Below are 11,085 nucleotides of genomic sequence, written 5' to 3'. Positions count from 1 at the left end.
CCCGCGCCGGGACCGCCCGCGCCGGGACCGCCCGCGCCGGGACCGCCCGCGCCGGGACCGCCCGCGCCGGGACCGCCCGCGCCGGGACCGCCCGCGCCGGGACCGCCCGCACCGGGACCGCCCGCACCGGCTCCGACGCCCGTGCCCTGCGCTGGACCCTCCGCCGTGAGGCCTACCGCACGCTCGCCGCCGCCCGCGCGGCCGTCTCCCTCGCCGGCGCCGAACTTCCCGCGCTCGCCCGGCACGCCGAGGGCGCGGACGAAGTCGCCGACACCCTCGAACAGCTCGTCGACACGACCACCGCCTGTGCCGTGCACCTCGACGACACGGGGCGCCTCACACCGGAGCACGCGGAACGCCTGGTCGCCCTGCTCGACGAACTCGCCGGTCACCGGGAACGGGTGGGGCTGCGGTCGCCGGACATCCCCCTCGCCGTGTAGCCGGGCGGGGGCTCGTCACGGGCTCATCCGTGGGCGGCACATCAGGCAGCTGGCCTCCGGCCGCGGGCAGCCGACGCCGGTCGCGGGCAACCGACGCCGGTCGCCGGGTGCCGGCTGGCGGCTGTGGGGCGCTGGTCGACGGTGGCGGGTGCCCGCCCTTCGGCAGTGGGCCGCCGGTCGACGGTGGCGGGTGCCGGTCTCCGGTCGCGGGCAGCCGAGGGCCTGCCGTCGGCCGAGTGGGCCCGCCGAGGAGCATGCCGGGACCCTTCCAGAAGCCGTCGGGCGGCGGGCGGTGGTGGGATCAGGGCGCCCGCGCAGGTCGTTCCGGGACAGGGCGGCGACGGGATGCGCGGTTCGGCCCCCGCGGGGCGACTACGGCGTCGTACGTTGGCGTGATGAGTGACTCTCCGGCCGAGCACCCCGCCCTTGGCGGACCCGCCGATCTCATCGTCACCGGCTGCACCGTCCTCGTGCACGACGAGCAGGAGCGGATCGCGTTCGAGGAGGACGCCGCCATCGTCGTACGGGACGGAGTCGTGGAGTCCGTCACGAGCGCCGCCGAGGTCGCGGACCGGCCCGCCGCCGAGCGCCTCGACGCGCGCGGCCAGGTCGCCCTGCCCGGGCTGGTCAACTGCCACACCCACGCCCCGATGGTCGCGCTGCGCGGGCTCGCGGAGGATCTGCCGACCGAGGAGTGGTTCAACGACGTCGTGTGGCCCGTGGAGTCCAACCTCGCCCGGCGGGACGTGGAGTTGGGGGCGCTGCTCGCCTGCGCCGAGATGATCCGCGGCGGGGTCACCTGCTTCGCGGACCACTACTTCAGCATGGACGCGGTCGCCTCGGTCGTCGACGAGTGCGGGATGCGGGCGCTTCTCGGTGAGGCGTACTTCTCCTCGCAGGGTGCCCAAGGGCGAGAGAGGTCCCTGGAGTTCGCCCTACGGCACCGTGGTGGCGCCGACGGCCGCATCACCACCGCCCTCGCCCCCCACGCGCCCTACACCGTGGACGACGCCGACCTCGCCGCCACCGCCAGCCTCGCCCACGAGCACGGTCTCCCCGTGCACATCCACGCCGCCGAGAACCGCGAACAGACCGATACCAGCCTCGCCCGGCACGGTGTCACCCCGATCGAGGTCCTCAAGCGCACCGGAATCCTCGACAACGACGTCCTGCTCGCGCACGGCAGCGGCATCGTCGAGCGCGACCTGCCCGTGCTGAAGGGCGCCGCGGGCCGTACGGCCGTAGCCACCGCACCCCGCGGATATCTCAAGTTCGCCTGGCCCACCACCACACCGGTGCGCGCCCTGCACGACATCGGCATCCCCGTCGGACTCGCCACCGACGGCGCCGCCTCCAACAACTCCCTCGACGTGTGGGAGGCGATGGCCCTCACCGCCCTGATCCAGAAGTCCACGACGGGCGACCCGCGCTGGCTGACGTCCCGGCAGGCACTGCACCACGCCACGCTGCAAAGTGCCCGGGCGGTCGGTCTCGGCGAGGCCGTCGGCAGCATCGCGACCGGGCGTCGGGCCGACATCGTCCTGGTCGACCTCACCGGCCCGCACACCCAGCCGGTGCACGACCTCGCCGCGACCCTGGTGCACAGTGCCCGCTCCTCCGACGTGCGGACGACGATCGTCGACGGGCGGATCCTCATGCGCGACCGCGAACTGCTGACGATCGACGTCCCCGCGGTGGTGGCGGAGCTGGGGGAGCGGCTGCCCGCACTCGTCGACCGGAGCCACGGAAGGCGGATCCAGGACTACGACACCTGAGTCGGCCCGGAAGGAAAATCGCCTGGGCGCGATGCGCTCCGTCCCGCCCTTCGGTCACCACTGGGAAACGGACGTCGCACGAGGAGCCAGTCGCTCCGGAGAAAAGGCCGCCACGCGCGCGTGGGGCGCGCTCGACGCCGAGCGGCGCGGGCTGCCGATGGTCGAGGTCGACACGCAGTACGTCTTCGAGGGCGGCGACGGCAAGGCCACGCTGCTCGACTTCGGCGAGGGGCGCGAGCAACTCGTCGTTCACCACTTCCTTCGGCTGGTAGGAACCCAGGGGGCGCGCGTCGGCTCTCGGGGCGCCCGCGGGCAGCGAGCGCATCCGATGTCACGATGAGTACCAGGAATGACACGAACGGTAGCGGAAGTGACCGTTCGGTAACCGGGTCCTCACGCTGCGCGCTGAATCCGTGTCAACTACGTCTCAGTCCCGCAACCGACCGAGGCTTTCGGCCTCCGGAGAGCGTTAACTCCTCACAAGTACGACGCTTTCTGGAGGTGCAGGGTGGTGAACGGGCGAACCGTGCTCGAACGCTTTCCCGCAGGTGGGCCGCGAGGCTCGTGGCCGGCGGAGGAGTTCGCGCAAGCGCGACGACTGGAAGGCATGCCCGCCGAGGTCGTGATGGACCTGGCGACGGACACCTTCCTGGTGATCGTGCGTAGTGGGGAGGCGGCGGCCGACGCCGTCGCGTGAGGTCAGCCCGCCTTCGGGGCGGGCACCTTCGCTGTGAACTGCTCCGCCTGGAGCGAGTACAACTCCGCGTAGATCCCGCCGGTCGCCAGCAGTTCGTCGGGCGTCCCGGACTCCACGAGCCGCCCCTGGTCCAGCACGTGCACCAGGTCCGCGTGACGCACGGACGCCAGCCGGTGGGTGATCAGGATGACCGTCTGGCCGGTACCGGCCAGGGCGCGGATCTTCTCGAACACCTCCAGCTCGGCCCGCGCGTCCAGGGCCGCGGTCGGTTCGTCGACGATCAGGATGCTGCCCTGCCGGTACGCGGCCCGGGCGATCCCCAGCCGCTGCCACTGACCGCCCGACAGCTCGTGCCCGCCGCTGAAGTTGCGGGCCAGCAGGGTGTCCAGCCCGCGCGGCAGGTCCGCCAGCACCTCCTCGGCCCCGGCCTCGCCGACCGCGCCCGCCACGCGTTCGGCGGTGAGGGGGACCGAGGAGCGGCCGACCGCCACGTTGACGCGGGCCGTGAACGGCCACCGCTTGAAGTCCTGGGCCACCATCGCGACGCGCTCCGCGAGCAGATGCCGGTCCGCGCCCGCCGCGTCCACGTCGTCCCACAGGATCCGGCCCCGGTCGGGGGCGTACAGCCCGGCCAGCAGCTTCACCAGCGTGGTCTTGCCGGAACCGTTCTCGCCGACCAGTGCGACGATCTTGCCGAGCGGGACGGTGAGGGTCACGTCGTCGAGGGCGGGGCGGGCCGCGTCACCCGGATAGGAGAAGGTGACGTTCTCGAACCGGATCTCGCGCGGATCGTCCGGCAGGGCGGCGCCGCCCACCGGAATCGCCCACTCGGCCGCCTCGACGTAGAGCCGCTGGAGATCGCCGACGAACAGGGCTTCCTCGTGCAGGGAGTTCATCTCCACGACCAGCGTGGCGAGGCTCTGTGAGCCGGTGCGGATGGCGATCACGGCCGTGCCCGCCACCGACAGGGCCATCGCGCCGGCCAGCAGGAGCCCGCCCAGCGTGGCGTACGTCGCCGCGGTCGCCAGCCCCGTCCAGCCCGCCGCGATCAGACCCGTACGGGCCGTCAGTCGGGCCAGGCGGGCCTGTTCCGCCTCCGCCGTCTCGGACATGTGGCGGAAGTGGCGGAGCAGGAACGGCCCCACCGCGTGCACGCGGATCTCGGGAGCCGCCTCCGGCTCGATCAACAGGGCCCCGAGCAGCCGCCCCGCGCGCGCGTGCTGCACCCAGGTGTGGAACGACTCGTAGCGGCGGCGCGCGTTCGTCAGCGCGCTCCAGGCGCTCGGCAGGGTCATCGTCACCAGCAGCGGCAGCAGCGCGGGATGCAGCACGGTCAGTACGCCCGCCGCCGCGACCAGCGAGATCATCGCGTTCACCACGCGCGTGGCGTACGAGATCATCCGCCGGGCGGAGGTGGCGCCGTACTGCGCGGTGTCCAGCAGCTTGTGGAAGGCGTGGTCCTCGATCGCGGCCAGTTCCACGGTCGCCGCCCGCTCCAGATACCGCTCGGTGGCCACCCGCTCGACCTTGGGCTCCAGGCGACCGGTGGCGTACGTCGACGCGGCCCGCAGCAGCGCCCCGACCAGCATCACCGAGGCCATCACGACCAGGGCGGGTACGGCACCGCGCAGCCGGTCCTCCAGGGCGCCGCCGCCGATCAGCCGGCCCAGCACGCTGTTCACCGCGAGCAGGCTCACCGCCTGGGTCAGGCCCCGGCCGACCTCGGCGGCCAGTACGGTCCGGGCGGCGCGCCGGTCGGCCTGCCAGGCGAGCCGGAAGCTGGCCGTCAGCAGGGACGGCAGGCGGGTGATCATGGCCCGGAAGTTCAGCTCCAGGAACGCGTCCGCGTGCGAGTTCCAGCCCATGTCGTAGCGCAACGGGCCGCCGAAGAGCAGCTGCTCCGACTCGGAGACCTCAGGCTTGTCCGGGCCGCCCTCGTCGCGTCTCTTTGCCACCGTCGACCTCCCGCGATCGTGGACGAACGGCCACTATCGCGGGGGCGGGCACCCGAGGGGCAGGGCGTGTGCCGAGGAGACGGGAGCGCGCGGGCGCACACCCAGCGGGTTACGCGCTGACCGGCCGGGACCAGGTGGGAGTCGTGCCGGTCAGTCGGCACAGGGCCAGGAAGAGCGGTATCGGCGGGGTGTACGGAAGCGTGCCGTCCGGCTTGTGGATCAGGTCGGGGACGCCCGGCGCGTCGGGGACCGTGGCTCCGGCGGCGTATCGCGCGGGGGCGGGCCACTCCAGGGCGTAGTCCGAGTCCGACGGAACGATCCACCACCAGTGCGTCTCGTCGGCGTAGACGCACCCCACCTGCCGCAGCCGGGACCTCAGCAGCGGGCCGAGGCGGGCGGGCACCGCCACCGCGTCACAGCCCAGCGGGGCCGTCATGCCCTCCGGCAGAGGCAGGCGGCGCGGGGTTCTGGGCGTGGGCAGCGCGCGACGGAGGCGGACCAGCGTGTCCAGGCTCCGCACCTGGCCGCCACGGGCCCCGGCCGTCACTGCCTCCCTCGATCCCGGCTCCGCTCCGTCGGGGGTGTCCGCATGGCCCACGTCCCGTGAGGACGTGCCTCGGCGTCGGGCAGCGCTCGGTGGTGTGTCGTTTCTTCTGACGCCGGGCGCATCGAAGGTCGGGGAGCCACCACAGCGGCCGTCCCGTGGTGCGCCTCCGCCTCGTCCTCCTCGCCCGGACCTCCGGTCGGCCCCGGCTTGGGGCGGGCTCCCCAGCCCAGGTCGTTGCGCGGGACGTCGGCGTCGTCGCGAGGGGTGTCGCCCTTGCGCGGCAGCTCCGCCCAGACCAGCAGTCCGGGTCCGGGGCCGTGCTCGTGGGCTCCCCAGCTGTGACAGAGGGCGTCGACGAGGAGCAGCCCCCTCCCCTGCTCCTCCTCGGGCCGCTGCGGCGATGAGTGCGGCTCACCCGGCGCGCAGCCCTCGTCACGCACGGCTATTCGCACCAGGTCGTCACCGTCGTGCAGCTCGCAGACGACGCGGCGGCTCGCGGTGTGCACGATGGCGTTGGTGACCAGCTCGGAGACGACCAGGGCCGCCGAGTCACACGTGTCCTCGCCGACCGACCAATGGGTCAGCCGGGCCCTCGTCAGCCGTCTGGCCTGCGCGGGAGAACCCGGGTGTGCGGCCAGCTCGAAACGGAACCGGCGCGCGGCAGCGGCCCTGTCGGGGCCCACTCCCGCGGCGGCGCCGAGACCGGTGGGGCGGTCCGCAACGGCGTCTGTTCCTAAGGGCGGGGACGGAATCACGCTTGCCACTATCGCCCCGCCGTGAACACTTGGCAAGTGTCACTCTGAAAAATGCAGAGTGCTGTGTGACGCGGTGAAGTGCCGTGGCACACTGCTCGCAACAGCACGTCGAGCGGCGCCAGTTGGGACCCCCGAAGATCCGTACAGATCTTCGAATAGGTCTTCGAATGGCGCCGTAGGGCTGTCAGCATGCTTTTGTGACCGGCCGGATCCCCTCGGTGGCCGTACTGTCGGGCTTTCCTGTCAGGGACTTTGTGGAGGTGGAGGGTGAGCGAACCACGGTCCGCGCCGACAGTCGGCCAGGTCGTCCTCGGTCGGCGCCTGCTGGATCTGCGGGAGCGCGCAGGTCTCAAACGCGAGGAGGCCGCCCGTATCCTCCGCGTCGCCCCCGCCACGGTCCGCCGTATGGAGATGGCCGAGGTCGGGCTCAAGATCCCGTACCTCCAGCTGCTCCTGAAGGCCTACGGCGTCACCGACCTGGAAGCCGAGGGCTTCGTCCAACTGGCCGAGGACGCCAACCGGCCCGGATGGTGGCAGCGCTTCCACGACGTCCTGCCCGGCTGGTTCTCGATGCACGTCAGCCTGGAGGGCGCGGCCGCCCTCATCCGCCAGTATGAGCCGCACTTCGTTCCGGGCCTGCTGCAGACCGAGGACTACGCGCGCGGTGTCCTGCGGTCCGGGGCCATCGGGCAGACCAGCCCCGACGACATCGAGCGCCATGTCGCCCTGCGCATGCAACGCCAGGAACTGCTCACCCGTCAGGACGCCCCCCGGCTGTGGGTCGTGATGGACGAGACCGTGCTGCGCCGCCCCGTCGGGGGCCCGGAGGTGATGCGTGCCCAGATCGACAAACTGCTCGACGCCACGAAGCTGCCCAACGTCACGCTGCAGGTCGCCCCGTTCGCCAACGGGCCGCACCCCGGCACGTACGGGCCCTTCGTGCTGTTCCGATTCGCCGTGCCGGAACTCCCGGACATGGTTTACAGCGAGTACCTGACCGGCGCCGTCTATCTGGACGCGCGCTCGGAGGTGGCGACCCACCTCGAGGTCATGGACCGCATGGCGGCGCAGGCCGCTACGGCACATCGCACGAAGGAGATCCTCCGGGATCTCCGCAAGGAGTTGTGAATGGATCGCATCAAGCCGCGCCTACGCGTCTACAACGGCATGCCCGCGCGGGACTTGGGGAGCGAAGGCTGGCACAAGCCGTGGAGCGGCGGCAACGGCGGGAACTGCCTGGAGGCGATGAAGCTCGCCGACGGCCGGATCGCCGTGCGCCAGTCCACCGACCCGGACGGTCCGGCGCTGATCTACACCACGGACGAGATGACCGCGTTCATCGAGGGCGCGAAAGCCGGGGAGGCCGACTTCCTGCTGTCCTGACTGTAATGGGCTGACTATCACTCAACTTCTTTGTCTTGGTGCTGAATTGATGACGCTGATAGATATTGATGGGTACTGAATTCATGGTTGAGACCGACACCGGCAAGCCCCACCCGGCGCGCATGTACGACTGGTACCTCGGAGGCAAGGACGACTACCCCGTCGACGAGGCCATGGGCCGGCAGATGCTCGCCCTCGACCCGCGGGTGCCGGTGATGGCACGAGTCAACCGGGCGTTCATGCACCGGTCCACGCGCTGGCTCGCCGAGCACGGCGTACGCCAGTTCCTGGACATCGGCACCGGCATCCCCACCGAGCCGAATCTCCACCGGATCGCCCAGCGCGTGGTGCCCGACGCACGCGTCGTCTACTGCGACAACGACCCGATCGTCCTCACTCACGCGGCGGCCCTGCTGCGCGGCACGGACGAGGGGGTGACCGAGTACCTCCAGGCCGACGTGCGGGATCCCGACGCCATCCTCGAAGGCGCCAGGAAGATCCTGGACTTCAGCCGGCCCGTCGCCCTCTCGCTCATCGCGCTGCTGCACTTCGTCTCCGACGAGGACGGCGCGCAGGAACTGGTCGGCCGGCTGCTGTCCGAACTGGCCTCCGGCAGCTATTTGGTGGTCAGCCACGCCACCGCCGACTTCACGCCCGAGGAGTCGAAGGCCGCCACCGAGAAGCTCAAGGCCGCCGGCGTCACGCTGGCGCTGCGCTCCCGCGAGGAGTTCAGCCGCTTCTTCGACGGCCTGGAACTCGTGGAGCCGGGGGTCGAGGTGCCGCAGCGCTGGCATCCCGAGCTGGGGGAGCCGGTCCCCGGGCAGGACGACGGGGTCATTCCCGGGTACGGGGCGGTGGGGCGCAAGCCGTGACCAACGGGTTTACGGCGACCGCAGCGCTTACGGCGACCGTAGCCCGCACGGGGACCGCGGTCCGACCGCGAGATCGCGCCGGACCGCCCCCGCGGACGACTGCTCCCCCGTCTGCACCAGATAGGCCGCGGCAACCGCTCCCGTACGGCCGACTCCAGCGCCGCAGTGCACGAACACCGGCCCGGACGCCTTGGCGACCACGCCGAGGAATTGCCGCACCTGATCGGGCTTCGGCGTCTGCCCGTCGCGAATGGGCAGGTGAACGACCTTCAGCCCGGCCTCGCGGGGCCCGGCGAGCTGTGCCGCGCTCAGGTCCTCGGCGCGCAGGTCGACGACCGTGGTCATGCCCATGCTCGCCAGCGTCCGGTAACCGGCCGGGAGGGGCAGTGGGCTCCTCCGCGGTCAGGACACCGCACGGGGTCACTCCTCCGGAGGCAGGAAGGCCCCAGGCCTACCCGCCCGGCGGCAGCACCCCGCACAGCGCCTCCAGCGCCGCCCCGTACGCGTGCTCGGAGGGCGTCGCATACCCCACGACCAGGCCGTCGCGGGCCGCCATGTCGGTGTCCGGGTGCCGGAACTCGGCGAGGCCGTCCAGCGCGACGCCCTGCCAGGCGGCGGCCTTGACCGTGGAGCGCTCGGTGCCGGGCGGCAGCCGCAGCACGGCGTGCAGCCCGGCCGCGACACCGGTGACCTCGACGTGCGGCGCGTGCGTGGCGAGCGCCGCCGCGAGCCGGTCCCGGCGGCTCCGGTAGCGCTGCCGCATCCGCCGCACATGACGGTCGTACGACCCACCGGAGACGAAGTCGGCCAGGCTCAGCTGGTCCAGAACGCTCACCCAGGCCTCGCGCTCCCCCTTGGCCGCGAGAACCTCGTCGACGTACCGCTCCGGAAGCACCATCCATCCGAGCCGCAACGCCGGGGACAGGCTCTTGCTGACCGAGCCGACGAGGATCACGCGCTCGGGGTCGAGTCCCTGGACGGCCCCGACCGGCTTGCGGTCGTAGCGGAACTCCCCGTCGTAGTCGTCCTCGACGATCACGCCTCCACGCGCGCGTGCCCAGTCGACGGCGGCGGCCCGGCGCGCGGGATCCAGCGGCCCGCCGGTCGGGAACTGGTGCGCGGGCGTGAGCAGCACGGCCCGCTCGCGTCCCAACCGCTCGACCTGCGCGCCGTGCTCGTCCAGTGGCAGCGGTACGGTCCGCACCCCGGCGGCGTCGAGAAGCCCCCGGTGGAATCCGAGCCCGTACGCCTCCACCGCCAGCGGACCGCGCAGTACCCCGCCGCCCCCGCCCCTGTCCTGGCCGAACAGCAGCCTCAGCGCGTGCGCGAAACCGGAGCAGATCACGATGCGGCCCGGCTCGGTGCGTACGCCACGCGCGCGTGCCAGGTATTCGGTGAGCGCCTCTCGCAGCTCGACGCGGCCGGCGGGATCGCCCGGCCCGAACACCTCGCTGGGTGCCTGCTGGAGGGCCCGCCGGTAGGAGGCGAGCCAGGCCGCGCGCGGGAACGACGACGCGTCCGGGGTGCCCTGCCGCAGGTCGTGCCGCGGTCCACGCGCGCGTGGAGGTGTCTTCCGGGGCACCCGCGCGGGCCGTCGCAACGGTTCGGCACGCTCGGCGACCCGGGTGCCCGAGCCCTGCCGCGCGGTGAGCCACCCCTCCGCGACGAGCTCCGCGTACGCGTCCGCCACGGTGTTGCGGGCGACACCGAGGTCGGCGGCGAGCGAGCGGTACGGCGGCAGCCGGGTGCCGGGAGTGAGCCGCCCGCTGCGCACGGCCTCGCGCAACGCCCGGATCAGCGCGGCCCGCCGCCCGCCCGGGCCGGACAGCTCCAGATGCAGGTCGGCGCCGATGCGCTCAGCGGAATTGACCCACGATTCGTCCATGGAAATGCACCCTACAGAGGGTCTATCCGGCTCGTAGATTGATGCACATGACGACGAACACGATCGACACCACGACCGCTGACAGCGCCACGGCTGACGCCGCGACGACGGGCATCACGACGGCTGACGCCGCGACGACGGGCATCACGACGGCTGACGCCGCGACGACGGGCATCACGACGGCTGACGCCACGACCGTCGCGTCCGGTGCCGCGGTCGCCCATGCGGAGGCCCGGCGGTCCCGCCTGGACTTCGCGAAGTCCGCCCCGAAGGTCTTCCGCGCCCTCGTCGGCTTCGACGCCGCCGCCCGCGAGGGACTCGACCCCGCCCTCGTCGAACTGATCCAGATCCGCGCCTCGCACCTCAACCACTGCGCCTACTGCCTGCACATGCACACGAACGACGCGCGCAAGGCCGGCGAGAGCGAGGACCGGCTGCACATGGTCGCCGTGTGGCGCGAGGCCCGGCACTTCTTCACCGAGAAGGAGCAGGCAGCCCTCGCCCTCACGGAAGCGGTGACCCTGGTCGCCGACGACGGCGTCCCCGACGACGTCTACGCCCGGGCCGCGGCCCACTTCGGCGAGGACGAACTGGCCCACGTACTCGCCCTCGTCCTCACGATCAACACCTGGAACCGCGTGGCACTGTCCACGGGCAAGGTGGCGGGGACGGACGAGCGCCGCTAGGTGTATTGACCCGCAGCGTTGTTCACACGGCTGATGGGTGGCTTGCCTCCGAGTGCGGTGTGGCAGCGGTGGTGGTTGTAGGTGTGCAGG

At 72.3% G+C, this 11,085-nt stretch carries 11 protein-coding genes and 2 pseudogenes; 8 read left to right on the top strand and 5 right to left on the bottom strand.

All coding sequences use genetic code 11. The annotated features are described in order from the left end of the window. The 4 genes and pseudogenes from ACFWWR_RS47230 to ACFWWR_RS47215 all read left to right on the top strand — a co-directional run. Positions 1 to 440: pseudogene (locus tag ACFWWR_RS47230) on the top strand (FUSC family protein); the annotation flags it as partial. 395 nt (positions 441 to 835) lie between these two features. After that, entirely contained in the window at positions 836 to 2,215 is a 1,380-nt protein-coding gene (locus ACFWWR_RS47225) for an amidohydrolase (RefSeq protein WP_384310555.1), read from the top strand. A gap of 31 nt (positions 2,216 to 2,246) precedes the next feature. Continuing rightward, positions 2,247 to 2,477 (top strand): annotated as a pseudogene (locus ACFWWR_RS47220) (DUF899 family protein); the annotation flags it as partial. Positions 2,478 to 2,726: 249 nt separating this feature from the next. Then, entirely contained in the window at positions 2,727 to 2,912 is a 186-nt protein-coding gene (locus ACFWWR_RS47215; RefSeq protein ID WP_383860647.1) for a hypothetical protein, read from the top strand. Between the two features lie 2 nt (positions 2,913 to 2,914). Here the strand turns inward: ACFWWR_RS47215 and ACFWWR_RS47210 are convergent, their stop codons facing one another. The 3 genes from ACFWWR_RS47210 to ACFWWR_RS47200 form a co-directional block, all read right to left on the bottom strand. Next, complete coding sequence (locus tag ACFWWR_RS47210) at positions 2,915 to 4,777, bottom strand: ABC transporter ATP-binding protein (RefSeq protein ID WP_383860836.1); 1,863 nt, start codon at positions 4,775 to 4,777, stop codon at positions 2,915 to 2,917. A gap of 199 nt (positions 4,778 to 4,976) precedes the next feature. Continuing rightward, positions 4,977 to 5,414: a hypothetical protein gene (locus tag ACFWWR_RS47205; protein WP_384310554.1), complete on the bottom strand. Its 438-nt coding sequence runs from the start codon at positions 5,412 to 5,414 to the stop codon at positions 4,977 to 4,979. After that, positions 5,411 to 6,205 (bottom strand): ATP-binding protein, encoded by a 795-nt coding sequence (locus tag ACFWWR_RS47200; RefSeq protein WP_383860653.1) that lies wholly within the window; start codon positions 6,203 to 6,205, stop codon positions 5,411 to 5,413. Before ACFWWR_RS47200 ends, ACFWWR_RS47205 begins: the two co-directional genes overlap by 4 nt. Positions 6,206 to 6,436: 231 nt before the next feature. Here ACFWWR_RS47200 and ACFWWR_RS47195 point away from each other — a divergent pair, with 231 nt between their 5' ends. From ACFWWR_RS47195 to ACFWWR_RS47185, 3 genes are all read left to right on the top strand, one after another. Beyond that, positions 6,437 to 7,297: a helix-turn-helix transcriptional regulator gene (locus ACFWWR_RS47195; RefSeq protein WP_383860656.1), complete on the top strand. Its 861-nt coding sequence runs from the start codon at positions 6,437 to 6,439 to the stop codon at positions 7,295 to 7,297. Beyond that, the gene (locus tag ACFWWR_RS47190; RefSeq protein WP_210575902.1) at positions 7,298 to 7,552 is read left to right on the top strand and encodes a DUF397 domain-containing protein; all 255 of its coding nucleotides are present in this window, start codon (positions 7,298 to 7,300) and stop codon (positions 7,550 to 7,552) included. A gap of 83 nt (positions 7,553 to 7,635) precedes the next feature. Further along, a complete protein-coding gene (locus ACFWWR_RS47185; RefSeq protein ID WP_383860659.1) occupies positions 7,636 to 8,424 on the top strand; it encodes an SAM-dependent methyltransferase in 789 nt (262 codons plus the stop codon). A 27-nt stretch (positions 8,425 to 8,451) separates the two neighbouring features. Here ACFWWR_RS47185 and ACFWWR_RS47180 read toward each other — a convergent pair whose 3' ends face one another. Beyond that, entirely contained in the window at positions 8,452 to 8,811 is a 360-nt protein-coding gene (locus tag ACFWWR_RS47180; RefSeq protein ID WP_384310558.1) for a tyrosine-protein phosphatase, read from the bottom strand. Positions 8,812 to 8,875: 64 nt separating this feature from the next. After that, positions 8,876 to 10,309 (bottom strand): PLP-dependent aminotransferase family protein, encoded by a 1,434-nt coding sequence (locus ACFWWR_RS47175; protein WP_384310552.1) that lies wholly within the window; start codon positions 10,307 to 10,309, stop codon positions 8,876 to 8,878. A gap of 173 nt (positions 10,310 to 10,482) precedes the next feature. Between ACFWWR_RS47175 and ACFWWR_RS47170 the strand changes: the two genes are divergently transcribed. Continuing rightward, a complete protein-coding gene (locus ACFWWR_RS47170) occupies positions 10,483 to 10,995 on the top strand; it encodes a carboxymuconolactone decarboxylase family protein (RefSeq protein ID WP_384310556.1) in 513 nt (170 codons plus the stop codon). Positions 10,996 to 11,085: the final 90 nt, after the last annotated feature.

Source organism: Streptomyces sp. NPDC058678, from assembly GCF_042714835.1.
Taxonomy (GTDB): Bacteria; Actinomycetota; Actinomycetes; order Streptomycetales; family Streptomycetaceae; genus Streptomyces.
The sequence above is the reverse complement of the archived record's forward strand: the minus strand, read 5'-3'. Positions and strand labels throughout refer to the sequence as shown.

Coding starts and splice junctions, on each gene's coding strand:
- ACFWWR_RS47225 (WP_384310555.1), top strand. CDS start 836: ATGAGTGACTCTCCGGCCGAGCACCCCGCCCTTGGCGGACCCGCCGAT.
- ACFWWR_RS47210 (WP_383860836.1), bottom strand. CDS start 4,777: ATGGGCTGGAACTCGCACGCGGACGCGTTCCTGGAGCTGAACTTCCGG.
- ACFWWR_RS47190 (WP_210575902.1), top strand. CDS start 7,298: ATGGATCGCATCAAGCCGCGCCTACGCGTCTACAACGGCATGCCCGCG.
- ACFWWR_RS47185 (WP_383860659.1), top strand. CDS start 7,636: ATGGTTGAGACCGACACCGGCAAGCCCCACCCGGCGCGCATGTACGAC.
- ACFWWR_RS47175 (WP_384310552.1), bottom strand. CDS start 10,309: ATGGACGAATCGTGGGTCAATTCCGCTGAGCGCATCGGCGCCGACCTG.